The sequence below is a fragment of the Pseudomonas sp. ITEM 17296 genome (assembly GCF_028895205.1).
Lineage (GTDB): Bacteria > Pseudomonadota > Gammaproteobacteria > Pseudomonadales > Pseudomonadaceae > Aquipseudomonas > Aquipseudomonas kermanshahensis.
Map to the genome: position 1 here is coordinate 1 of NZ_WJRS01000003.1, position 24,716 is coordinate 24,716.

At 59.1% G+C, this 24,716-nt stretch carries 16 protein-coding genes; all 16 read right to left on the bottom strand.

From position 1 onward, the window contains the following. Positions 1 to 101 precede the first annotated feature (101 nt). Positions 102 to 845: a hypothetical protein gene (locus GIB19_RS04465; RefSeq protein WP_274883847.1), complete on the bottom strand. Its 744-nt coding sequence runs from the start codon at positions 843 to 845 to the stop codon at positions 102 to 104. Positions 846 to 1,139: 294 nt separating this feature from the next. Further along, entirely contained in the window at positions 1,140 to 2,492 is a 1,353-nt protein-coding gene (locus GIB19_RS04470) for an aminotransferase class I/II-fold pyridoxal phosphate-dependent enzyme (protein WP_274883848.1), read from the bottom strand. A gap of 8 nt (positions 2,493 to 2,500) precedes the next feature. After that, positions 2,501 to 10,003 carry a type I polyketide synthase gene (locus GIB19_RS04475; protein ID WP_274883849.1) on the bottom strand — a complete coding sequence of 2,501 codons (7,503 nt, stop codon included), beginning with the start codon at positions 10,001 to 10,003 and terminating at the stop codon, positions 2,501 to 2,503. Between the two features lie 370 nt (positions 10,004 to 10,373). Continuing rightward, positions 10,374 to 12,371: a polysaccharide biosynthesis protein gene (locus tag GIB19_RS04480; RefSeq protein ID WP_274883850.1), complete on the bottom strand. Its 1,998-nt coding sequence runs from the start codon at positions 12,369 to 12,371 to the stop codon at positions 10,374 to 10,376. Positions 12,372 to 12,425: 54 nt separating this feature from the next. Beyond that, positions 12,426 to 13,445, bottom strand: coding sequence for an MraY family glycosyltransferase (locus GIB19_RS04485; RefSeq protein ID WP_274883851.1), 1,020 nt, complete (start codon positions 13,443 to 13,445; stop codon positions 12,426 to 12,428). Next, complete coding sequence (locus GIB19_RS04490; RefSeq protein ID WP_274883852.1) at positions 13,442 to 14,407, bottom strand: UDP-glucose 4-epimerase family protein; 966 nt, start codon at positions 14,405 to 14,407, stop codon at positions 13,442 to 13,444. Before GIB19_RS04490 ends, GIB19_RS04485 begins: the two co-directional genes overlap by 4 nt. Continuing rightward, the gene (locus tag GIB19_RS04495; protein ID WP_027595971.1) at positions 14,404 to 15,657 is read right to left on the bottom strand and encodes a glycosyltransferase family 4 protein; all 1,254 of its coding nucleotides are present in this window, start codon (positions 15,655 to 15,657) and stop codon (positions 14,404 to 14,406) included. Before GIB19_RS04495 ends, GIB19_RS04490 begins: the two co-directional genes overlap by 4 nt. Positions 15,658 to 15,670: 13 nt before the next feature. Then, positions 15,671 to 16,801, bottom strand: coding sequence for a non-hydrolyzing UDP-N-acetylglucosamine 2-epimerase (wecB, locus tag GIB19_RS04500; RefSeq protein WP_274883854.1), 1,131 nt, complete (start codon positions 16,799 to 16,801; stop codon positions 15,671 to 15,673). A 27-nt stretch (positions 16,802 to 16,828) separates the two neighbouring features. Beyond that, positions 16,829 to 17,941, bottom strand: coding sequence for a UDP-2-acetamido-2,6-beta-L-arabino-hexul-4-ose reductase (gene wbjC, locus GIB19_RS04505; RefSeq protein WP_274883855.1), 1,113 nt, complete (start codon positions 17,939 to 17,941; stop codon positions 16,829 to 16,831). Between the two features lie 3 nt (positions 17,942 to 17,944). Then, complete coding sequence (locus GIB19_RS04510; RefSeq protein ID WP_099428565.1) at positions 17,945 to 18,979, bottom strand: polysaccharide biosynthesis protein; 1,035 nt, start codon at positions 18,977 to 18,979, stop codon at positions 17,945 to 17,947. Between the two features lie 31 nt (positions 18,980 to 19,010). Then, on the bottom strand, positions 19,011 to 19,793 hold the full coding sequence (locus GIB19_RS04515) for an AglZ/HisF2 family acetamidino modification protein (protein WP_027595967.1): 783 nt from the start codon (positions 19,791 to 19,793) through the stop codon (positions 19,011 to 19,013). A 14-nt stretch (positions 19,794 to 19,807) separates the two neighbouring features. Further along, positions 19,808 to 20,422 carry an imidazole glycerol phosphate synthase subunit HisH gene (gene hisH, locus GIB19_RS04520; protein ID WP_027595966.1) on the bottom strand — a complete coding sequence of 205 codons (615 nt, stop codon included), beginning with the start codon at positions 20,420 to 20,422 and terminating at the stop codon, positions 19,808 to 19,810. Continuing rightward, entirely contained in the window at positions 20,419 to 21,555 is a 1,137-nt protein-coding gene (locus GIB19_RS04525; protein WP_099428564.1) for an N-acetyl sugar amidotransferase, read from the bottom strand. Before GIB19_RS04525 ends, hisH begins: the two co-directional genes overlap by 4 nt. A gap of 15 nt (positions 21,556 to 21,570) precedes the next feature. Further along, complete coding sequence (locus tag GIB19_RS04530; protein ID WP_027595964.1) at positions 21,571 to 22,713, bottom strand: glycosyltransferase family 4 protein; 1,143 nt, start codon at positions 22,711 to 22,713, stop codon at positions 21,571 to 21,573. Then, positions 22,710 to 23,318, bottom strand: coding sequence for a CatB-related O-acetyltransferase (locus tag GIB19_RS04535; RefSeq protein WP_274883858.1), 609 nt, complete (start codon positions 23,316 to 23,318; stop codon positions 22,710 to 22,712). The genes GIB19_RS04530 and GIB19_RS04535 overlap by 4 nt, the downstream gene beginning before the upstream one ends. After that, on the bottom strand, positions 23,315 to 24,697 hold the full coding sequence (locus tag GIB19_RS04540; protein WP_027595962.1) for a hypothetical protein: 1,383 nt from the start codon (positions 24,695 to 24,697) through the stop codon (positions 23,315 to 23,317). Before GIB19_RS04540 ends, GIB19_RS04535 begins: the two co-directional genes overlap by 4 nt. Positions 24,698 to 24,716 lie beyond the last annotated feature (19 nt).

A 24,716-nucleotide genomic window follows, 5' to 3' on the forward strand; every position in this document is an offset into this window, starting at 1 on the left:
CGAAGACGCCAGTGGCAGCAGCGAAGATTGATTGTGCTAGTACTGGCCTCTTCGCAGCCTACAAGGGGCTGCGTGTGACGAAAGCCCTTGCGTGTGCAGGATTAAAAGCTGACGCCAAGTTTTATACCGTATTCATCCTGCACCTGCGTATCCGTTGGGGTCATTACAAACTGCCCGTCCAACTCATATTCAAAGCGGCTGTAATACAACGAGGCAATCACCGGCACCACGCCATCCTGATTAAACAGCAGGCTCATTTCGGCAAATGGGTGAGTGCCGTCTTTCAAATCCACTTTCTCGTTGCTGATGCCATGGATCTCCAATTGCGAATCACCATTGATCAGCTTACGCACGCCAGCTTCGAAGCGTAGGGTCGCGGTATTGAACCGGTAGTTGTAACCCAGCGCCACCTTGGCAAAAGGCGTGCGGTTGGTGAGGTCGATGTCGTACTTGCGGTTGTTCGGCTGCAGGCGGTTCCATTTGTAACCGCCGCCCACCAGCAGGTCGACGGAATGGCGCTCAGCCAGCGCAATACGCCAGCCCAAGTCGAGGTCGGCCTGCGCGTCCTTGACCTTCTGGTTCTGGTGCTTGCTATAGAGGCCGCTGAGCTCTGCCTGATAAATGAACCCGTCGGTTGACGTCATTTTATTGCCGAAGTTAATGAATGCGCCGCCTTCTGGCATATGTTCCGTGTCGGTTTTACCGTGCCCGGTGAATTCCTGTTCGGTGTAGCTTCCCTGTAAGCCAAACGCAAAAGCCGGTGCAGTGTGAGAAGTCGCATCGCAAACGGTTGGCACGGCGCAGACGCACACCGATACAACAGCAGCAAGAGTCACTCTGCTCATAAATACTCCATCGGATACACGACGGGCCCAGGGGGTGGCCCGGTTAATGATCACGATAGTCGTATTTTTTAAAGTTGCAGGCGTTACGCAAACTTTACACAGACACTTTTGTGCGTCGTTTTAAAGAGGAATTATTTAGATGTTTAACACTAAAGCGCTCGAAGTAAATTCGGCTTTTCTTGCTTCGATTTAATATGATTAGCCGCTTTGCAGTGGCCAGATTCCAGCTATCATTGATGGCTCATTGATAGCACGCCAAAAGGGCTGCCAAGCAGCCCCTCAGACCTTACCCCATCACCCCAGCCGCGCCATCTCTTCAGCGACCACCGCCACCGTGTGCTGGATCTGCTCGGGCGTATGCTCGCACGAGACAAAAAAGCGCACCCGCGCTGCCTGCTCCGGCACGGCCGGGTAGACGATCGGCTGGGCATTGATGCCCCGCTCAAACAAGGCACTGGACAACCGCCCCGCCTTGAACGAACTGCCGGTAATCACCGGGATCACCGCAAGCCCGGTGCTGGTGGCGGTGTCCAGGCCCGCTTCACGCGCCAGGCGCAAGAACAACTCGCCCCGCGCCTGCACCTGGGCAACCCGCCCGTTATCCGCCACCAGCAGCTGCAACGCCGCCAAGGCCGACGCTGCGACAGCCGGCGGCATGCCGACGCTGTACAAAAAGCCCGGGGCCAGAAACTTGAGGTGCTCGATCAGCGCCGTGCTGCCAGCGATATACCCGCCGCAACTGGCCAAGGTCTTGCTCAAGGTGCCCATCCAGATGTCGACGTCATCACCCGCCAGGCCAAAGTGCTCACGGATACCTTTACCCGTGGCCCCCATCACGCCCAGCGAATGCGCTTCATCCACCATCAGAAACGCTTTGTGCTTGCGCTTGATGTCGACGAACCGGGGCAACTCAGGGTAGTCGCCGTCCATGCTGTAGATGCCTTCGACCACCACCAGCACCCGCTCGAAGTGCTGGCGCTGCTCGCTCAACAGGCGGTCCAGCGCCTGCCAGTCGTTATGCGCAAAGCTCAAACGCCGTGCACCGGACAACTGAATGCCCTGCAGGACGCTGTTGTGAATCAGCTCGTCATGCACCACCAGGTCGCGCGGCCCGAACAGGTAGCCGATGGTGGTGACGTTGGTAGCATGGCCGCTGACCATCACCACGGCGTCGTCCACCTCGTACAGCCTGGCCAACCCCTGCTCCAGCTCACGGTGCAGCGGGCGATCACCCGAGACCGGGCGGCTGGCAGACACCGAGGTGCCGTAGCGGTCGATCGCCGCCTTGGCCGCCTCGGCAACGTTGGGGTGGCCGGAATACCCCAGGTAGTTGTAACTGGCGAAGTTCAGGTACTCACGCTCGCCAATCTGGGTCTGCGCGCCGGCGGTGCCTTGGTGCAAGCGGAAAAACGGGTTGCTCAGCCCCAGCCGCTGCGCGGTTTGTTGCATCACCCGCAGGTGCTGGTAACCCGGGTGCTGGTCGAAACGGTAAAACGCTTCAGGCACCTTCAATGCAGCCTGCTGCACCTGCTCCAGGGTGGCACCTTCCGCGCCTTCGGCGCCTGTGTTACGGCGCCGCGCAAGGGCTTGCTGGATCAGGCGTTGCTTGGCGTCGCCACCAAGGCCGGTCGGGGTTTTGGCTGTCATCTGAGCTCTTAGTCAATCAATCGGTTAGGTGCCACACTGGTCTCGGCCAGTTCTGCATTCAGTTCAGCCACTTGTTCGGCGCTGAGTTCGCTGCCATGACGGGCGAGCACGTTTTGCGCCAGCTGGTCTTCGCCAGTGCCGGCTTCACCGCGCAACAGCTCAAGCAAGCGCACGCTGAGCTTATCGATGCTGGAACTGTCACTGAGTTCCATGACCGGCAGGCGGATACCGAAGCGTTCTTCCAACGCCACCACCAGCTCGACACTCATCAGCGAGTCCAGCCCCAGTTCCTGCAGCGGGCGCTGTGCATCCAGGCGCGCGGGCGGCAGGCGCAGAATCTCGCACACCTCGTGCTTGAGCATCTCGGCAAAGCGCTCGAGCAATTCGGCATCGTCAAGCTCGGCCAGCATGCGCTGGATGTCTTCACCGCCGTTGTCGTCTTCCTGGTCACCGCCGTGGGCACGGGCCAGTTCGCTGAAGCGTGGCGAGGTGGCCGTCGGCAGGAAGCGCGACAGGGCTTTGAAGTCCAGCTCGAGCACGCCTTGGCCGTTGTCACCGCTCAGCAGCATGGCTTCGAGCTGGGCCAGGGCCGCCTCGGCGCGCAGGGCAGCACCGCCCATGCGGCTTTGCAGGGCATCCTTGATCTGGCTGTTGCGGGCCAGGAAGCCGACGTCGTCAATCGCGCCCCACAGCACTGCAGTGGCCGCCAGCCCTTGGGCACGACGGTGGCGCGCCAAGGCTTCGAGCCAGTGGTTGGCGGCGACGTAGTTAGCCTGGCCGGGGTTGCCGAACAGGGTGGTGGCCGACGAGAACATCACGAAGAAGTCCAGCGGCAACGCTTGGGTCAGTTCATGCAGGTACTGCGCGCCCTTGGCCTTGGGCTCAAGCACGCGACGCAGCTGGTCGCCATCGAGGTTGCGGATCAGGCTGTCGTCGATCACTGTCGCCGCATGCACCAGGCCTCGCAGCGGCCATGGGCTGGCTGCGATGCGCTCGAACACCGCGCGCAGCTGGCCGGCATCCGTGATATCGCAAGCCACTGCCTGCACATCGATACCTTGAGCCTGCCACAGCGCCAGCTGCGGCTGGGCCTCGGCACTGGCCGGGCCACGACGGCCCAGCAGCACCAGGTGGCGGGCGCCCTTGTCGATCAACCATTGCGCCGTGCGCAGGCCGAAGCCACCCAGGCCACCGGTGACCAGGTAACTGGCATCGGCTGCCAGTTGCACGTTACGCAGCGGTTGTTCGCGGGTGTCGACCGTGCGTTCGATCGGGTTGGCGTAGGTGATCACGACCTTGCCGATCTGCCGCGCCTGCTGCATGTAGCGGTAGGCTTCGACCACCTGGTTGGCGTCGAACTCGCGGAATGGCAGCGGGTGCAGGATGCCTTGGGCAAACAGCGCCATCATTTCGGCGAACAGGCGACGGGTCAGTTGCGGGCGTTCGCTCATCAGCTGGTCGGCGTCGATGCCGAAGTAGCTGATGTTGTTGCGGAACGGGCGCAAGCCAATACGGGTGTTCTGGTAGAAATCGCGCTTGCCCAGTTCGAGGAAGCGGCCAAACGGCTTCAGCACACGCAGGTTGCGGTTGATCGCCTCGCCCGCCAGCGAGTTGAGCACCACATCGACGCCACGCCCGCCGGTTGCGGCCAGCACCTGGTCGGCATAGGCCAGCGAACGCGAGTCGTAGACGTTGTCCACGCCCAGCAGGCGCAGGAAGTCGCGCTTCTCGTCGCTGCCGGCGGTGGCGTGGATCTCGGCACCCAGCCACTTGGCGATCTGGATCGCGGCGATGCCCACGCCGCCAGCCGCGCCGTGGATCAGCACTTTCTCGCCCGGCTCTACGCGTGCCAGGTGGTGCAGCGCGTAGTACACGGTGAAGAAGGTGCTCGGAATGGTCGCTGCGGCTTCGAACGACATGCCCTCTGGGATGCGTGCCACGGCGTTAGCGTTGGTCACCAGGCGGTTGGCGAAGCTGCACGGGCCAAAGCCCACCACGCGGTCGCCCGGGGCGAAATCGCCAAGCACGTCAGCGCCCTTGCCTTGCACCACACCGGCAAACTCGAAGCCCAGGGTTGGGCCAGAGAAGCCGTTCTCGATCGCCTCATCAGACAGCAGGCCGAGGGCGAACATCACGTCGCGGAAGTTCAGGCCGGTGGCCCGTACGGCGATGTCCAGCTCGTCCGCCGCCGGTTGGCGCGGCTCGCGCAGCTCCCAACGCAGGTTACGAAGCTGGCCAGGCAGGTCGAAGCCCAGGCACACCCACTGCGCTGCGCTGTCGGCGCTGGCGGGCTGGTCTGCCAATACACGCAGGCGCGGCACATAGCGGCGGCCTTCGGCGTCCAGCGCCAACTCGGTTTCGCTGTCGGCGTGCAGCAACGAGGGCAGCACGTGGTCGATCGGTGCCGCGTGGGCCAGGTCCAGCAGGCGAATGCGGCAGTTGACCGATTCGTTGGCCAGGGTGCGGCCAAAGCCCCAGAACGCCGCGTCAGCGATGGCCGCGACGTCGGCGGCGGTGTCGGTGCCGTACAGGTGTTCGGCAGCGCCACGGGTCAGCAGCCAGCATTGCGGCGCCAGCGCCAGGGCCTCGCAGGCCTGTACCAGTGCGGCTGCCTGCAGGCAGCGCTCAGCCTGGCTGTCTAGGCCGGCGGCGCTGTCGAAGCCTGCCAGGTGCAGCACATGCGCTGGCGCCTGGTCCAATGCGCTGAGCTGGGCTGCCAGCGCCTGCGCATCGCCAGGCAGCAGCAGGCTGACGAGCTGGCCTTGGGCACGCAGTTGCGCGGCCAAGCACTCGGCAGCGCCCTGCCCGGCTTCGGCAAGCAACGCCCAGTGTTGCACAGGCACCTCTGCCGAGGCGTGCACAGCGCCCGCAGGCTTGTCGGCCAGCAGCACGTAGCTACCGCACGCGCTGCCAGGCAAGGCATCGACGGTGTGCAGCGGGCCAAGGCCGTGGCGTTGCAGTTCATGGCTCCAGAAGGCCGGGGCCTGCTGACGCGAAAGCGCGTGCTGCGGGCCAGCCAGCCACCAATCAGGCTCGCCACCGAAGACGAAATCAGCCCAACGCGCCGGGTATTGCCCCAGCAGCGCCAGTTGGCCATGGGGGTTGAGCTGCGCGCTGGCCTGGCGCAAGGCATCGCCCACTGCGCCAAGTGCGGCGAGGTCGGTCGGCACCAGTGCCCAGTCAAAGCGGCCGGCGTCGGCCAGTTGCTCCAGGCTCAGCACGCTCAGCGCAGGGCAATCGTCATGCAGGCGTTGCTGCAGCTCGGGCTCGGCCACAGCGTAGACATAATCGAGGCGGTCGAAGTCGAGCCCTGCGTACAGCAGCTCGGCAAACGATGCGCCGCCAAAGCCGATTTCCAGCACACGCAGGCGCTGCCCGGCCGGCAATTGCTCAAGGCGCAAGGCCAAGGTTTGGCTGATACCGGTGAGCAGGCGCTGCTGGCCGGCCGCACCGAGCACCAGGCGCGCCAGGCTGCTACCGCTGGTTTCGCGCGGCAGCAGGCTTTCGAGCGTTTGCTCGCCCGTCAGCAAGGTCGGCAGGTGACGGCCAATACGCCCCACCGAATGAATGATCTGGAAGTACTCGGGGTAGCTCTGGAACAATTCCTGCCAGATGGCCTCCGACGACGGGCGTTCGTCACTGTCGACCAACTGCCAGCTGCCATCGGCGTTGCGCAGCACATTGCCGTCCTGCTCGGCGTGGCGCAGCAGGGTCGCCAGGTAATCGCCCTGGCCCTGGGACCACAGCGCGACCTGTTCGGCGCTCAGCTGGCCACCGGCCTGCTCGACCAGGTCGAGCACAAAGCTGGCACACAGCACATCCAGCAGCGGTTCGACTTCATTGAGGTAACGCAACTGCGCCGGCTCGTCGGCCAGGCTGTGCAGCGCGTCAGCCACCGGCGTACCGGCCACGGCGTGGCGTTGCACGGCAACGGCATTGCCCGGTGCGGCCAGGCCGACGTGGCCGAGGCGCTTGATATCGCCACTGCGGTCGTACTGCAGGCGCACGGCGCGCATGCGCGCATCCTTGATCGCCAGCACGGCAGCGCCGCTGGCATCGAACAGGGTGAAATCAACCAACAGCGAATGCGCGGTGCGCTTGCGCTGGCGTACTTCGGCCAGCACCGGCACAGCACCTGCCGTGCTGAAGGCGATACGCCCCAGCTTGACGGGGATGAAGGCCAGCCCGTTGTTGCGGCCCGGGCGGCTGGCCAGCAGTTCGGTAATCAGCTGGAAGGCACCGTCCAGCAGCGCCGGGTGCAGGTGCAGCGTGTCCAGTTCGTGCTCGATGGCGGCAGGGACGGCCAGTTGCGCCAGCACCCGCTCTTCTTCTACCCAAGCCGCGGCGACGGTCTGGTAGGCCGGGCCGTAGTTCAGGCCGACCGCACAGGTCAGAGCCAGGTGCTGCTCGCCGCTGAAGTCCGCCGGGCGCTGTGGCAGCGCCGGCGCACGGGTGTCCAGCATGACGCCACGGGCTTCGCCCGGCAGGCGCGCGACCACGTGCTGCACCCAGTCTTCATGCTGCGCCAGGTTGCGCGAAATGATGCGCAGCGTGCCGTCAGCCTCTTCGATGTGCACGCGGACTTTTTTGCTGCCCTCGCTGCTCAGCAGCAGCGGGTTGTGGATTTCCAGCTCTTCGATGTCAACGAACTCACCTGGCTGGTGCAACTGCGCCGCCGCCAGGGCCAACTCGGTGAAACCAGCACCGGGGAACAGCACCGACTCGCCCACTTTGTGGTCGGCCAGGGTCGGGAACAGTTGCGTGTCCAGGCGGTTTTCCCAGGTCAGCGGCTGGTCGACGACGGGGTAACCCAGCAACGGGTGCACGCGCTTGCGGTTCAAGGGGCTGTGCGACTCGGCACTCACCGGCAAGCTGAAGTGATCACGCTGCCAGGCATAGTTCGGCAGGCGTACCTGGCGCCCGGCAACCGGGAAGCGCGTTGCCCACTGCGGCTCGACGCCGGCAATCAGCAGGCGGGCCACGGTGCGTTCCAGCAGCAGCGGGCTGTGGTCGTTGCGCTTGAGCGTGCCGACCACTTGGCCAGGCTGCTCGCACTGGTTCAGCACATCGGTGACGTAGCTGCGCAGAATCGCGTGCGGGCCGATCTCGACGAACAGGTTATGGCCGTTGCGCACCAGCGCGTCCAAGGCGCCCTGGAACAGCACCGGGAAGCGGATGTTCTGCCACCAGTAGTGGTTGCCCAGGCGCTCGCCCTCCAGCTCGCCGCCGACCACCGTGGAGTAGAACGGGATCTGCGTGGCGCGCGGGCGGATGTGCGCCAGGTCGTCGATGACGGCCTGTTCAATCGGGTTCATTGCAGGCGAGTGGAAGGCGTAGTCCAGGTCCAGGCGGCGGGCGAACACCTGGCGCTCGGCAAGGGTTTCTTCCAGCAGCGTCAGGGCGTCGACCTCACCTGCCAGGGTGGCGCCACGGGCACTGTTTTCACCGGCGACGACCAGGCGGCCGTCCAGCTTCAGTTCAGTGATCAGCTCGCCAGCGGCTTCACCCGACAGCCCCACGGCGGTCATCTGCCCGGTACCGCGGGTCAGCCCTTGCAGGCGGCTGCGGTGGAAGATGACTTGGGTGGCGTCTTCCAGGCTCAGGGCACCACTGGCCCAGGCCGCGGCCACTTCGCCGACGCTATGGCCGATCACCGCGACAGGGTGGATGCCTTCGGCGGCCAGCACACGGGTCACCGCCACTTGCAAGGCAAACAGCGCCGGCTGGGCGATTTCGGTGCGGGCATAACGGCCTTCGCCGTTGTCACCCAGCAGCTCGGCGCGCAACGAATAGCCCGCCAGCGGTTGGAACAACGCATCTACTTCATCGACCGCAGCAGCAAACAGCGGTTGACCGAGCATCGCCCGGCCCATGCCTTGCCACTGCGAGCCGTTACCGGAGTAGACGAACACTGGCGCCGAGGCGGCTTCCAGTGCCTGGCCGGCTTCGAGCACCGCGCTCAGTTCACTGAGGGTTGGGTCCTGGGCATAGTCGTCCAGGGCCTGGGCGGCTTCGGCGGCATTGTCGCTGACCAGCAGCAGGCGATGGCTGTGCGCGTCCCGGCGGTACATGGCCTGATAGGCCACGTCGTAATAATCCAGCTCGGGGTGGGCGGCCAGGTACGCGGCAAAGCGCTCGGCGGTGGCGCGCAGGCCTTGTTCGGTCTTGCCGCTGAGCAGCAGCGGTACGCGTCGCGCCTCGGCAGCTTTAGCCGGCGCAGCCTGCGGCTCGGGGCTCTGCAGGATGACGTGCGCGTTGGCACCGCCAAAGCCGAACGAGTTGACGCCGACCGTCAGTTGGCCTTCAGGCTTGAGCGGCAGCGGCTCGGTGACCACCTGCAGGTTCAGGTCGCCGAACGCGATATTCGGGTTAAGCGCCTTGACCCCGATGGTGGCCGGCACGGTGCGTTCGGTCAGGCAGTTGAGCGCCTTCATCAGGCCCGCCACACCGGACGCGGCTTCCAGGTGGCCAAGGTTGCTTTTGACCGAGCCGATCGGCAACGGGTTGCCATTGCCACGCGCCTGGGCCAGTGCTTCGCCGATGGCACGGGTTTCGATCGGGTCACCGACAGAGGTACCGGTACCATGGGCTTCCAGGTAATCGAGCTGGTCGGGGCTGATGCCCGCCTTGGCGTAGGTCTGCTTGAGCAGCGCGGCCTGGGCTTCGGCGTTGGGCAGGGTCAGGCTGGACTTGCGCCCGTCGGTGTTCACCGCACTGGCCGCGACCACGGCCAAAATCGTATTGCCATCGGCCACGGCCTGGTCGTAGTCCTTGAGCAGGAACAACCCACCGCCTTCCGAACGCGCATAGCCATCGCCATTCTCATCGAACGACTGGCAGCGCCCGGTGCGCGACAACATGGTTGCCTTGGCAAAGATCATGAAGCCGAACGGGTGCATGTGCAGGCTGATGCCGCCGGTCAGCGCCTGGTCGACATCACCGCTGAGGATGGCCTGGCACGCCTGGTGGAAGGCCACCAGCGAAGAGGAACAGGCGGTGTCGATGGCCATGCTCGGCCCACGCAGGTCGTAGAAGAACGACAGGCGGTTGGCGGCAATGCTCATGGTGTTGCCGGTGGCGGTTGCACCATCAATCGACGCCAGGTCTTCGACCAGCCGGTAGGACTGCTCGACACCGGCGATGCCCAGGTACACGCCACAGTTGCTGCCGCGCAGGCTCGACGGCTTGACCCCGGCGTTTTCGAAGGTTTCCCAGCACATTTCCAGCAGCATGCGCTGCTGGGGGTCCATCATCCCCGCTTCACGCGGCGAAATATTGAAGAACCCCGCGTCGAACGCGCTGATGTCGCCCAAAGTGCCCGCGGCGAAGGTGTAGCTGGTCGCAGGGTTGGCCTTGTCCGGGTGCAGAAACTCAGATTTCTCCCACCGAGAAGGGTCGACCTGGGTGACCAGGTCGCGCCCCTCCATCAGGTTTTGCCAGAAGCTGGCATTGGAAGATCCAGGGAAGCGGTACGAACAGCCAACGATTGCAACCTTTCTACGCTTAATCAAAACCTATTCCTTCAAATCTCATCGGGCACCGTCCCATCCGTCGGACAGCCGGCATGCCTGGCCTGGCCATGAATCTGGCAGGTCGTTTTATGACACTGATGATCGTCTGGTTATCTGAAGCTGCTATGCACGCTGGGAACGCAAGACCTTTGGTCTGAAGCAGGCGTGGGGATATTCAGATTTGTGTGAGGGGATGATACGCGGGTTGGGGGGGTGGGGAAAACCCTGGGGTGCTGCGGGTTTCACATAAACGCTGGGCGGTTGTGCTGCCCCGCTCTAATGAGGGCCATTGCGGCCCTCATGGCTGGCACTGCTTATTGTGTAGAACAGGCCGCTGCTATAAGGAGCGGCCTTGTGTCACAGAGGATGCTTACCGATCCAAGCGCCGCTGCTGATAAATCCAGTCGACGATCTCCCCTTCCGGGGCATAGCCGATAACGGTCTCACGCAGCAACTGACGCACGCGAACAAAATCATCTGCAGCTGCTGCGCCCAGCAACTGGCTCAACGCGTCCTTGAGCTCTTCCCAGGTCAGGAAATCTTCACTGGCACTCATGATCATTGGATGGCGGGTCGCTAGCACGTTGTCACCGATCAACAGCTCTTCGTAAAGCTTCTCGCCCGGCCGCAACCCGGTGAACTCGATAGCGATGTCACCCATGGGGTTGCGTTCGGAGCGGACGCTGAAACCGGACAGGTGGATCATCTTCTCGGCCAACTCGACAATCCGCACCGGCTCGCCCATGTCGAGCACGAACACATCCCCGCCCTTGCCCATCGAGCCCGCCTGGATCACCAACTGCGCGGCTTCGGGAATGGTCATGAAGTAGCGGGTGATTTTCGGATGGGTAACGGTCAGCGGGCCGCCGGCCTTGATCTGCTTATGGAACAGCGGGATTACCGAGCCCGATGAGCCCAGCACGTTGCCGAAACGGACCATGGTGAAGCGGGTTTTGTTGACCTGCGAAACATTGCCCCCATCGCCAAACAGCACGGGCGCCAACTCGCGGCTCAAGGCCTGCAGGGTCATCTCGGCAAGGCGCTTGGTACTGCCCATCACGTTGGTCGGGCGTACCGCCTTGTCGGTCGAAATCAGCACAAAGTTGGCGACCCCTGCCTGCAATGCTGCTTGCGCGGTGTGCAAGGTACCAATGACGTTGTTCAGCAGGCCTTCGCTGATATTGTGCTCGACCATCGGTACATGCTTGTAGGCCGCAGCATGGTAAACCGTATCGACCCGCCAGGTTTTCATGATGTCGAGCATCTGCGCCTGGTTACGTACCGAACCCAGGATCGGCAGCAGGCAAACAGACAGCGACTCACGGGCAATGCGCTGTTCCAGTTCAGAAAGAATGCTGTAGAGGTTGAATTCGCTGTGATCGAACAGCAGCAGCGTTTTCGGGGACTGGGAAAGAATTTGCCTGCACAGCTCGGAGCCGATCGAGCCACCGGCACCGGTGACCAACACGGTTTGCTCAGCAATGCAACGCTCAAGCAGGTCGCTTTGTGCGGGCACCGGGTCACGGCCCAACAGGTCGGCAATGTCCACTTCCTGAATATCATCCACCTTGACCTTGCCGCTCGCCAGGTCGATGAAGCTGGGCACACTGCGCACATGCAGCGGGAAGTCTTCGAGGAAGTTAAGGATCTCCCGACGGCGGGTGCGGGTCGATGACGGCAGTGCCAGCAGGATTTCCTGGGCGCCGGTATCGTCGATCAACTGCTGCAGTTGCTCTGGGCGATACACTTGCAAACCCGCGATCACACGGTCGGTAATGCTCGGATCATCGTCGATGAATGCCACCGGCCGCATGGCTTTGTCCATGCGCAGCGCCGTTGCCAATTGGTTACCGGCGGCGCCGGCCCCGTAGATTGCCACCCGTGGCAGGCCATCGTCTCGTTGAGCGAACGGTACGTGCTGGACGGCGGCAGCAAACCAGTCACCCAGGAAGTACTGGCGCATGGCGAGCCGCAGGCCACCGACCATGATCAGGCTCAACCACCAGTAGTTGAAGGTGATGGAACGCGGCACTACGTTCTGATGGTTGCTGGACCAATAGATGATGAAGCCGAGGATCAGCGCAGACAGCGTGACCGCCTTGATGATCGCGATCAGTGCGTCGTTACCAAAATAACGCATCACCGCGCGATACAGCCCGAAGCGAATGAAAAGCGGGATCGACACTACCGGCGCGCACAGGAACAACCAAGTGTGATCGATGATCGGGTTTGCCAGTTCATCGATACCGAGGCGGACCACAAAGGCCAGCCACAAGGCGACCCATATCAGTACGATATCCGTCAGCACCTGAAGCAGCCGCTTATGCCTTCGCGGTAGAGCCAGTAGTTTTCTACGCACCTTATCCATAATTCCTCTGAGGGCTTTCCTCACAGACCCTTACACTGCGTCTGCAACATAACGCTACAACCGATCTTCCAATTCGCCTGCACGAAACCTCATGGCCAACACCACCAGGGGTACGTAGGCCAGAATAACGCCAAGTGCGCCATCCAGCCCGAAATGCACCACGCAAAAGGCGATGGGCAGCAACCAGCAGAGATTGATAGCAGCAACGGTCAAGGTTACTGGCAGATGCTTACCGTAGTGGCGCGAAGCAAACTGGTAGGCATGGCTTCGGTGGGCCTCATAGACCTTGTCACCGCGCAGCAACCGCCTGACCAGGGTGTAGGTTGCATCCACGATGAACACACCGAGCAGTATCAACCAACACCAGAACATAGGGGGTGATGTCCAGGCGGCCTGAAGCGATAGCCCTCCCAACACGATACCTATGAATCCGCTGCCTGCATCACCCATGAAGATTTTCGCGGGCGGGAAGTTCCAGAACAGAAAACCCGCTACGGCGGCGGCGAGCAGCAAAGGAAGCACAGCGGCGGTATCGAACCCTGCAAGCCAGTATAGCCACGCGGCGCTCAGGCAAGCGGTGATAGCTTCCACGCTTGCGATACCGTCAATGCCATCCATGAAGTTATACAGGTTGAGCAACCACACTAGATAGACAGCAGCAAGCAAGCCGCCCAACCAGCCGAGGTCCAACGACCAGCCGAACAGTGGCAAGGGTGGAAGTCCGCCCATCCAGCCCAGCATCCAAGCAGCGGCAAGAAAATGCCCCAACAGCCTCCAACGCGCTGCAATATGCCCATGATCATCCATGAAGCCAATGACCGCGATCAAACCACCGCCACCTGCAAGCGCAACAAGCACGCTCAGTTGACCTACCCCCAACAGCATCAGCCCAACGACAACCAGCAAAAACGTCAGCACGATGGCCACGCCGCCGCCTCTGGGCGTCGGTACCGTATGGGAACTGCGCGCATTCGGAATATCGATGACACTTCTCGCCAATGCGTAACGGCGCAAACCGGCAGTGAGCAGCAGTGACAGGATCAATACTGCTGGAAGACACCACAAAAGCATCATTTCTTATCGTTTTCCTGATAGTGCCTGGCAACGGCCAGAAGCGCCGCATCCACCTTCACTGGCGGATGCCAATCGAGCAAATTGCGAGTTTTGCCAGTATCCACCTGCAATGATCCACACAGCCTTCGAGACAACCCTCCCTTGCCCAGGGCCTTGGCACCTGCAGTCAGCATCCACGCAGGCACCGGCAGCAGCCGGGCGCTTTTGCCAAGTGCCTGCGCCATGCGACGCAGCAATGCGGTAGTGGACAAGTCTTCGCCGTCACTGACCAGGAAGGTTTGATTCGCGGCAGCCGGGTGGTCTATGCACGTTACGACCAGATCAACAAGGTTCTCCAAAGCAACCAGGCTGCGACGGTTATCGATCGCTCCGAATGGCAACGGTATGCCTCGATCGAGCCAACGCATCATGTTCAGGAAGTTGGCTTTCACCCCCGGGCCGTATACCAATACAGGGCGAATGATCACTACTTCCAGGCCAGATTGTTGCGCTAGCTTCTGCAACCCGACCTCGGCTTCCATTTTGGAGACGCCGTAAGGATCTTGCGGCTGCGGCAGGTCATCAGCCGTGTAAGGCTTGCCTGGCTGGGTCTCTTCACCGTTGACCTTGATCGAACTGATGAATACGAACCGCTTGACCCCAGCTGCAATGGCCTGGCGGGCCAGCGCAAGCGTCCCCTCCACATTGACACGACGAAACGCAGCCAGTGGGTCGACTTCAGTGTCATTCATCACATGAACACGAGCAGCGCTATGCACCACTACGTCGCATTCGGTAAGCGCCCCTTCCCACGCGTTGTCATCCTCGAACGACTCGAAGGCGACCGTTCGCACGGGTGATGACAGCGCACCACTGCCGCGACGAACAGCGGCAATCACATGCTCACCGTCAGCCAACAACCGTCGCAGTACTGCACTTCCCACAAAGCCGCTGGCTCCGGTGAGAAAAACCTTATGACTCATCGTCCTGACCTTCTCAATGTGGCATTGCTGAAGAGCTGTTCAAGGCGCGTCAACAGTGCTGGCTTGGCGAATTCCTGCTCATAGTATCGTCGCCCTGCCTCCCCCATTTGCTGCCGCTGTACTGCGGGCAGAGCTGCCAAGCGGCCGGTAATCGTAGCCAACCCCGTGCCACTGCCGGACTCACACGCAAAACCTGCACCCGAGGCTTCGATAACGCGTGCCGCCTCGCCATTGATCATGCCAAGAACCGGCCGCCCGGATGCCAAGTAAGCCTGAACTTTTCCAGGAATGGTCTTCTCGAAAACATCATTGGTCCGCAGGGACACCAACAATGCATCGGCCTGAGCGAACAGTGGCGGCATCGCTTCCAGCGGATGCCTGCCAAGCAGCAGCACGTTATCCAGCGATCGGCTGCGCACCTGTTCCTCGAGCCAGCCGCTCATGCGGCCATCACCGACGATGACCCAGCGCACGGCAACCGTTCCACGCAGCGCCTCTGCAGCATCGAGAATCGCGGGGAAGTCCTGCGCCTCGCCAACGTTACCGGCAAACACCACGGTAAACACCGACTCATCACGCTCTATTAGCGCTGAAGGTTCCACGGTTTTAGCCGAGAAATCATCCTCAGCCCAACTGGGGAAATACACCAGGCGCTCGGCATCGATAGGTTTGGTGCAATAGCGACGTACGTTGTCGAAAAAACCATGTGACTGCAGCAGCAAATAGTCAGTGCGGTTGTAGATCCACGAGACTACTTTTCCAACCAGCCCCAACAACTTCGGGCTATGGATGACATTCACAGCGCGCAACGTTTCTGGCCACAAATCGAGCACCCAGACAAAAACCGGGGCACGCTTAAGGCGCCCTATCACAACCGCAGGTATTGCGGAAAGAATAGGCGACACCGCGTAAACAAACACCGCATCAAAACGCCGGCGCCTCAGCTTGAAGGCACCCAGCACAGAGGCACAGACCAGAAATGAGAGGTAATTGAGGACCAATTGGATGGCGCGCTTGCCGCGTGGCACCAACGGCACCCTTACGACCTCAGCCCCTTCATAGTTGGCGAAGCGCCCAGGGTTATCTTTGAAGTCCTGAAAAACCGTCCCTTCGGGGTAGTTTGGCCACCCGGTGAGTACCGTGACTTCGTGCCCCTTTTCGACGAAGTCGCGCACCAGGTCATTGACCCGCATGTTCTCCGGCCAGAAGTACTGGGTAACGACTAGAACCTTCAGTTTTTTTTGCGATATCCCTTCCACAGAATCAGTACCGCTTCCAGACCGTACGGTTCACATAGTCCGTATAACTGTGGACGATACGCACCACCTTGTCCGACACGTTCGGCATGCTGTAGTCGGCGACCAGTCGCAGGCTACGCTGATCGCCCCGCAGTTGGCTCTCAAGGATATTAAGCCCCTGCAAAACACGCTCGCAATCGAGACCGACCATCATCGCTGCGGCTTCTTCCATCCCTTCGGGGCGCTCATGCGCTTCGCGGATATTCAACGCTGGGAAGTTAAGAATCGACGCTTCTTCGTTGATCGTGCCGCTGTCGGAAAGCACAGCCTTGGAGGTCAACTGCAGCTTGTTGTAGTCCTTGAAGCCCAGCGGTTTGAGCAGGCGTACATTAGCGTGGAAGGTGACCCCCATGGCATCGACCCGTTTCTGGGTACGGGGATGCGTCGAGACGATGACCGGCAGATCGAATTGCTCGGCTACCGTATTGAGCGTGTCGACCAATTTCATGAAGTTCTTGTCGGAATCGATGTTTTCTTCACGGTGAGCGCTGACGACAAAGAACTTGCCAGCCTCGAGCCCAAGCCGCTCCAGCACATCGGACGCCTCGATACCGTCACGATAATGATTGAGGACTTCAAACATTGGACTGCCGGTCTTGATCACGCGATCTGCTGGCAAGCCTTCGCAAAGCAGGTAGTCCCGGGCGATGGTGCTGTAAGTGAGATTGATGTCAGCGGTATGGTCAACGATGCGGCGGTTGATTTCCTCGGGCACGCGCATGTCGAAGCAACGGTTGCCGGCTTCCATGTGGAACGTCGGAATCTTGCGTCGCTTGGCCGAAATCACAGCCATGCAGCTGTTGGTATCGCCCAGCACCAACAGCGCTTCAGGGTTCACTTCAGCGAGCACACGGTCCACCGCAATGATCACATTGCCAATGGTTTCTGCACCCGAAGCGCCCGCGGCATTCAGGAAGTGATCGGGCTTGCGAATACCCAGATCCTGGAAAAAGATCTCGTTCAGCTCGTAGTCATAGTTCTGGCCGGTATGCACCAGTACGTGCTCGCAATGTTCGTCTAGCGCGCTCAGGACCCTGGACAAACGAATGATTTCGGGACGCGTGCCTACAACGGTGACGATTTTAAGTTTTTTCATAGCATTCTCAGTCCTGAGCCAACCGGGTCATGGGCAAACCGGCAGCGCATAAGTATCCGGGTGTTCGCGGTCGAAGATCTCATTGGCCCAGAGCATGACGATCATTTCGTCATCACCAATGTTGGTGATGTCATGGGTCCAACCAGGCACTGTCTCAACAATGGTTGGCGCCTCACCGCTGGTCTGCAGTTCATAAAACTCGCCTGACACTACATGACGGAAGCGGAAATTGGCCGTGCCTTTGATAACCAGAAACTTCTCGGTCTTGGAGTGATGATAATGCCCTCCCCGCGTGATCCCCGGGTGTGCTGTGAAATACGAAAACTGCCCGGCTTCGGGGGTTTTCAGCATTTCAACGAAAACACCACGCGGGTCACCGTACTTGGGCACCTCATAGGTAAACGATGCGGGCGGCAGGTAGCTCAGGTAGGTGGAGTACAGTGCACGGGTCAAGCCAACGCCGACGTTTTCGGTAATCAAGGTGGCGCGGCTGGCGCGGAAGCTGCGCAGTTGCTCGGCCAAGGCACCCACCGTGGTGCTGTAAACCGGCTCGACGTCCACCTGACCACTGGCGACTGCCTCGCCGTCCATAATGGCCATGAACTTGCTGACCACGTCATCCACATAGACCAGGTTGAGCGCAGCAGATTCGTCATGGATCTGGATGGGCAGGTCGTGAGCGATGTTATGGCAGAAGGTGGCGACGGCCGAGTTATAGTTCGGCCGAGCCCATTTACCGAAAACATTGGGCAAGCGGAAAATGTAAATTGGGTTGCCGCTTTCCTGGCCAAGCGCGGTCAGTGCCTGCTCGCCTGCGAGCTTGCTGAGGCCGTAAGGGTTATCTCGCTCAGCCTGGATCGACGAGGTATACAGCACCGGGATCTTCCGCCCTGACGCCTTGACCGCATCGCACACCTGTTGAGTGAGTTCACTATTACCACTGCCGAACTCAGCGGGGTCCTCGGGGCGATTGACCCCTGCCAAGTGGAAGATGCAGTCTGCCTGGGCGACCTTGCCCTGCAGTGCCTGCACATCCTCACCTCGCACGAAAAGGCTGATCTCGACGTCTTTGCGCTCTGCCAGATGCACAAGCAGGTTACGCGCAATGAAGCCATTGCTTCCGGTTACCAGTACCTTCATCTGTCATTCCTCCGGCGTGGCATGCTCGCCACGCTGGATGGCTTTGATGAAATCGAGCTTGAGCAACAATGCTTGCATCCCGGCTACATCCAGACGCTGGGTGTTGTGCGAGTTGTAGTCCTCCGTGTGGGAAATCTTCTCTTCACCCTGCTCGACATACTTGCTGTAGTTCAGGTCACGCAGGTCTGGCGGCACACGGAAGTAGTCACCCATGTCTTCGGCACAGGCCATTTCCTCACGGCTGAGCAATGCCTCGTAGAGCTTCTCGCCGTGACGAGTACCAATCACCTGGATCGGATGCTCAGGTTGCCCCAACAACGCAGTCAGTGCTGAAGCCAACGTTTCAACCGTGGCAGCTGGCGCTTTCTGCACGAACAGATCACCGTTATTGCCGTGCTCGAACGCGTAAAGTACAAGGTCCACGGCATCCGCTAGGGTCATCATGAAGCGGGTCATGTTCGGATCGGTGATGGACAGGGCCTTGCCGGCGCGAATCTGGTCGATGAACAGCGGGATCACTGATCCGCGTGATGCCATGACATTGCCGTAACGGGTGCCGCAGATGACAGTCTTGGCCTCGTCGACATTGCGCGACTTGGCGACCATGACCTTTTCCATCATGGCCTTGGAGATACCCATGGCGTTGATCGGATACACCGCTTTGTCAGTACTGAGGCAAACCACCCGCCGCACTTCATTCTGAATGGCAGCTTCAAGGACGTTCTCGGTACCGATGACGTTAGTCTTAACGGCCTCCATCGGGTGGAATTCGCAGGAGGGGACTTGCTTCAGCGCGGCCGCATGGAAGATGTAGTCGACACCCCGGGTGGCGTTCAGGACACTCTGGTAGTCCCGCACGTCGCCAATGTAGAACTTCAGCTTGGCGCTGTCATAGCGCTTGCGCATATCGTCCTGCTTCTTCTCGTCACGGCTGAAGATACGCACTTCAGCGATGTCACTGTCGAGAAACCGCTTGAGGACCGCATTGCCGAAAGAGCCGGTACCGCCGGTGATGAGAAGTGTTTTACCCTTGAACATATGATCTGACCCTTGCAACGCGCGTGAATAGTTATCGGGCTCGGAGAGCGGAATAAATGATGTCGTCTTTCTGCTGAGCACTTGGGTAGCTGATCAGCACCGCGCGATAGGCGCCCTTGAATACAAAGAAGCTACCTGCCGCCACACCGACCACGCCGCACGTCTTGACCACGCTTGCCATATCCTCGAGCGAACCACCACCGCCCAGGATGGTGATAGGGATATGCACCGCTGCCCGCAATTTAGCTGCCAGGTCCAGGTCATACCCCTTCATCTTTCCATCGTTCTCGATCGAATTGAGGACAATCTCCCCAGCACCGAGCTTCTCCAGTTCCTGCGCCACTTCCAACACACTGCGTTTGGTGTTTCGCGTGCCGTTATGCGTCCAGACCTCTTGATGTTTGCTTAACAGCCGCGATTTATGATCCAGCACCACCACCACGCTCTGGCTGCCAATTTCCTCGGCAATCTGGGTAACCAGCTGAGGGTTTTCGAGGGCCGCCGAGCTGATGGCGACCTTTTCGACGCCTAGCTGAATGATCTTCTTGGCCTGCAGCGCCGTCCGGATACCACCGCCATAACACAAGGGCATACGGCACTCGGCAGCGAGTTTGGCGATTTGCGTGTAATTGGGCTCGACGCCATGCGCTGTCGCGTCAATGTCGATCACGATCAGCTCATCGGCTTCCTTTTCGTTGAAGATCTTCACCGCATTGATGGGATCTCCGACGTACTTCGGATCCTTGAATTTGACCGTCTTCACCAGCCCACCGTCTTGGATGAGCAGGCATGGAATGATCCTGGGTCTTAGCATTTGTCAGTTTCCGCTCACAGTTCCGCGAAGTTTTTCAACAGGCCGACGCCAAAGTGATGGCTTTTCTCGGGGTGGAACTGCACGCCATACACGTTCCCTGCCTGCACGGCGCAGCTGAACTCCAGGCCATACGAGGACATCGCAGCGCGGTGCTGCACGTGCTCGCAATCGAAGAAGAACGAATGCAGGAAGTAGAACCGCGCCTCCTCTTCGAAGCCTTTGAACAGCGCGTTGTCACCGAGCGATGCCACATCGTTCCAGCCCATGTGGGGCAGCGGCAGGTCCGTAAGGTCAGGGACCGATTTGAACGAGCGCACACAGCCGGGCACCCACCCTAGACCAGGGAGGCTACCTTCTTCACTGCTGTTAGCGAGAATTTGCATCCCCACGCAGATCCCCAGTACAGGCACCTTGTGCTCTTGCACCAGGGTTTCTAGGGTCGAGCGCATGCCCGAAGCATCCAGCCGCTCGATCGCATGGTCGAAGGCCCCAACCCCGGGCAGGATCAATTTGGTCGCGCCATCCAGCTGTGCTGCGGTCTGAGCAACCGCAACAGGGATGTGCAAACGTCGGTAGACGTTAACGAAGGCCTGGATGTTACCCAGACCGTAGTCAATGATGGTGATCATCTGAACAGCCTTCTTTCCAATCCGATTGCACTGAGCACACGAGCTCCTATGCCGATCAAGAAACGCTTGTTTTTGTAGTCATGGAAGGTCTTGTTCTGACCCTCGAAAATGCCCTGAAGCTCTGGGACAGTCAAGTCCAGCTTGTGTGCCACGTACTCGAATTCGGATTTGAGGAAGTTTTCGTCAAGCTCGGGCTTGGCGATGCGTTCGAGTGCGGCTTCCCGAGTCAGCTGACCGGTCATGATCAAGCTGGAAAAATGCGCGCGTCGCTTTTCGTACCCGAATTTGCGCGGCATCCAGTAATCTTCGTAAAAACGGGTAAAACGCGACTCATGGTGCTTGTGCTGGAAGCGCTTCCAACCGAACAGGCGCTCAAGCGTATCTTCAGCATCCCGCTTCACATAGGGGACGTGGTTCAGGGGGCGTACGACCTGCATGCCCAGTACATAACGGTAGTAGATCTTGTAGGACAATACGTCTACCAGAGGGAACGTCTTGAGCTTACGCGAACCGAACTTGCCATGGATGTCGTTGATCAGCGTGGTATCAATGCCTGGGTAGGCTCCCCACTCCTCAGGTTCGCGGCAGCATTCGGTGGAGTAGTTGCCGCCGGTGAGCACGTACTTGATTTTGTTGGCCTTGGCAAACTTGTACAGGCCTGAAAAGAACGCGGTGTCCTGAGGAATGTCCTGGTCGGGAACCTGCGCCTTGAGGAAGGCCACCTGCAGGCTTTTCATCTCTTCCCAATTGATGACGTCGGTGAACAGCTCAAGGCCCAGGCCATCAACCAGTTTTTCGATGTTGCCAACGGCCTGGTCCGTGTTCCAGCCGGCGTCAACGTGGAAAAGCAGCGGGCGCAGGCCCATCTTTTCCTTTGCGACGTAAGCGAGGTAGGAGCTGTCCAGGCCGCCACTCAGACCGATGATGCAGTCATAGTCCCGACCCTGGCCGTCCTTCTTGATTTTTTCGGCAATCTTGGCCAGCTCAGCTTCACCCGCCGCACCGGTGTTCCAATTGGGCTGAATATTATTTTCAAAATTTTTGCAATACTCACAAACGCCTTGACCGTCGAAGGAAATATTCGGATCACTGGTATCCATGATGCAACGGGTACAGATTTTGTAGTTTTTCATAATAGCATCCAGCAATTAGGTCAACAGGCGCTTTGCCATGCGGCGGTAGTCTAGAAGACTCAAAGCAATTTCATGGGATCGCTTGGAGAAAGTATCCAGTATTTCAGGCTTGTCCTCAATCGCTGCAAACGCGCGGGTCAAGTCAATGTCGTTACGCACAGCCCACCCATTGCCATCCACAAACGGCACGTGACTAGGTACGTCTGCAATGATAACTGGCCGTCGCGCACAAAGGCTCATTTGCATTGTCGCCGACTGACTCCCCGGCTGCACATATACATCCGCCGCGCACAGCAGGGCGTAAAGCTCATCGGACGATTTCCAGCCCAAGAAGATGACCCGCGGATCTTTGGCTACAAGCGCGGTCACCTCTTCGGCAACAGCATCATGTAGTTGGCCAACGATCAAAAACCTAAAGTCTTCGGAGCGGGTTTGTGTAAAGGCACGAAGACTTTGGGCAAGTTTCTTCTTGCCATCAAACTTACCCGATTGAAGAAATACAACCTGCCGCGCATCAAGCCCCAGGGCCGCGCGCGTATCGGAGCGCAGCCTGGAGTAAGTAGCATCATCCGCTATATTCCCGCCTAACGGGAAAAACTCCATCTGCCTGTCTTCAATCCCGTATTGCTTGCGACAAAATGTTAGCGTTTCTTGGGAAATGCATAGCACCTTGTCAATGTCGGGCAAAGCACTTCTAATGAGCGGGCGGTAGTAGAACCGATGCAAGATCTTTGATAGTTTTCCCACTGCACTATTATTAGCATCCTCATGACTATCAACGTACAACTTCACGTTTGGATGCTTGCGCTTGTAGCGCGCCACTGTGCGCAACTCCCAACCACACAAACCGTGGAACATGATAACGTCAGGGCCAAACGATTCGATAATTTGCGCCACTTTCGCATGTATGCGTAGTTTCTTTTTCAAGAAAAATGGACCCACACCGCCGTAGGGCAACCGTATAACACGGGCACCATCAGTCCCTGTATAGTCGCCTGGGACGGTATAGCCAAGCGTAAGATTATCCAAGTACGTCTCAGTCGACGCGACCACAAGGACATCGTGCCCTGTTGAGACATGCTCACGGACCAGCTCGTTTTCCTGATAGCGATACCCGTCAATGTAAAAACACGAAACACACAAATGGATAATTTTCATACAATATTCTGACTTTTCAAAAAAGCTTCCGGATCGTTGAAGTGCACGGCCGCAGCCGTCAGTTTATCCTCCGAAAACTCCCACCACCGACTCTTCAAAAGCCCTTCCACTATCGACTCAGAGAACCGCAGGCGTATCAATCGTGCCGGGTTACCTGCGTAAATTGCATAGGGGGGCACGTCTCGGGTGACCACGCTGCCCATGCCAATAACCGCACCCGTCCCGATGGTCACCCCCCCTTTAATAAGCACACCCTCACCTATCCAGACGTCGTGACCAATGACCGTATTGGGCTCCCAACGGTAGTCATGCCGCGAAAACTTCTTCTTGATACTCTCTTTATGCGCCAGAAATACGGGGCTGGTGGAGACGTATTCGATGGGATGCCTGGCGCCGCCAACGACGACATTATTGGCAATGGAACAGAAAGACCCAATCGACGTCTTTATGAATGTGCAGTCATACCCACAGAAACTATGCTCGCCGAAGCTGCTAGAAAACAGAGTACAACCGGACTCCACTTTTGAGCTGCGCGGAACGGCTGAGTCAATCAGAGCAGAGCCTCGCGACTTTTTTAGTATCCGAGAGATCACATATCCAATCATAGCCGGCGGCCCCATAATTTTAGTTTAAACTTATCAACCCATAGCAACCCTATCCACATCGCACCACCAAAAGAGGCCAGCATGGTGAAAAAGGGTCCATTGGTGGTCACAAACGCCAATGGAAAGAGCGCCGTCAACACGAACACCCTGTTCCAACCCTGGGCAACTCTGTCCAGCACAACCAGCCAGACCGTGTAGAGTGCGAAAATAACCAGCACCCCTAGAGCACCCGCCGCCGCAACACCGTCGGTTGCGACGAAGCTTGCGTTCGATTGGCTTTGTACACCCAGTACCCGCTCCGCAAGAATCTTTCCTAGCAGCGGCCACTTATCATCCGACGCATAGGCTGCTGGAACTTCAGCCAGCCTGCCAATGACAGAAACATGTGACCAGTGGGTGAACCCTTGCTCCGCGAACAGATCGTAGTACTGGGTAACAAATAAGCCTGGGTATGCCAATAATCGGGTATAGAAATAGAACCCGAGTTCTCGAAAAATCCCGACTTCATCGTAAAGCAGCGCGATGAGAAAGACCAAAAACGCGCCACCAGTGAACAGATAGGCGGGATTATTCGGGTCATCGCCACGTCGTTTGAAAACAAACGACACGAAGACCATGGCGAAGGGCAGCAGGAACACCGTTCGCTCGGCCGTTATCATGAAGACGAAAATAAAACCCACAAACCCCGTCAGGCATACCAAATAGCGTCTCGCCACCCACCCACTGGCAAAAAGTATGGGTGAAAAAAAATAGGCCAAATACACCTGGCAGTAACCGATAAATAACGACGTGGCCGCGCCTTTTTCCCGCTGCGCGTAAACATCATCCAGACCCGAAAACGACAAGACATCGCGATACGTCAAGAACAGCAAGCCGATACACGTCAGTGCGCCTATCATGCACGCGTATAAAAATGGCCTGGACAGGAAGCCAGACGATGACTGCCGCACAGGGAAGCTTCTGACCACCACGCAACACACAAACAAGCCAACACAGAAGTTAAAGAAAACCCAAAAATATCGGTCAACTGCATCCGCATGATTAAGCATTCCGATAGCCACTGCAGGCACATAGACACAGAACGTCAAGGCATGCAAAAAAAGCGTTGACGGCCTATTAAAGTAAAGAGGCAACACGCTAACAGGTACAATCGAAAACACGAAAATCAACAACAGGTTGCCCAAATTAAAACTGGGCGCGTTAAACCCCCAAAAGGCTTGCTCAACGGCCAGGTACCTGTCATGCCCATACACCAAAGCCAGCACATAGAGGATCATCGAAACCAACAACTTGACGCGGGCCTTGCTTACAAACATAAGAGACCCCGGCAAAATTGACGACTTCTCCCCGCTTAGCCGACCCGCCATTTCAATTTCCATGATGACCTTTCGCCCTTGG

Bases quoted from the DNA above. Each gene is read 5' to 3' on its own strand.
- GIB19_RS04465 (WP_274883847.1), bottom strand. From the start codon at position 845: ATGAGCAGAGTGACTCTTGCTGCTGTTGTATCGGTGTGCGTCTGCGCC.
- GIB19_RS04470 (WP_274883848.1), bottom strand. From the start codon at position 2,492: ATGACAGCCAAAACCCCGACCGGCCTTGGTGGCGACGCCAAGCAACGC.
- GIB19_RS04480 (WP_274883850.1), bottom strand. From the start codon at position 12,371: ATGGATAAGGTGCGTAGAAAACTACTGGCTCTACCGCGAAGGCATAAG.
- GIB19_RS04485 (WP_274883851.1), bottom strand. From the start codon at position 13,445: ATGATGCTTTTGTGGTGTCTTCCAGCAGTATTGATCCTGTCACTGCTG.
- GIB19_RS04490 (WP_274883852.1), bottom strand. From the start codon at position 14,407: ATGAGTCATAAGGTTTTTCTCACCGGAGCCAGCGGCTTTGTGGGAAGT.
- wecB (WP_274883854.1), bottom strand. From the start codon at position 16,801: ATGAAAAAACTTAAAATCGTCACCGTTGTAGGCACGCGTCCCGAAATC.
- wbjC (WP_274883855.1), bottom strand. From the start codon at position 17,941: ATGAAGGTACTGGTAACCGGAAGCAATGGCTTCATTGCGCGTAACCTG.
- GIB19_RS04510 (WP_099428565.1), bottom strand. From the start codon at position 18,979: ATGTTCAAGGGTAAAACACTTCTCATCACCGGCGGTACCGGCTCTTTC.
- GIB19_RS04515 (WP_027595967.1), bottom strand. From the start codon at position 19,793: ATGCTAAGACCCAGGATCATTCCATGCCTGCTCATCCAAGACGGTGGG.
- hisH (WP_027595966.1), bottom strand. From the start codon at position 20,422: ATGATCACCATCATTGACTACGGTCTGGGTAACATCCAGGCCTTCGTT.
- GIB19_RS04525 (WP_099428564.1), bottom strand. From the start codon at position 21,555: ATGAAAAACTACAAAATCTGTACCCGTTGCATCATGGATACCAGTGAT.
- GIB19_RS04530 (WP_027595964.1), bottom strand. From the start codon at position 22,713: ATGAAAATTATCCATTTGTGTGTTTCGTGTTTTTACATTGACGGGTAT.
- GIB19_RS04535 (WP_274883858.1), bottom strand. From the start codon at position 23,318: ATGATTGGATATGTGATCTCTCGGATACTAAAAAAGTCGCGAGGCTCT.
- GIB19_RS04540 (WP_027595962.1), bottom strand. From the start codon at position 24,697: ATGGAAATTGAAATGGCGGGTCGGCTAAGCGGGGAGAAGTCGTCAATT.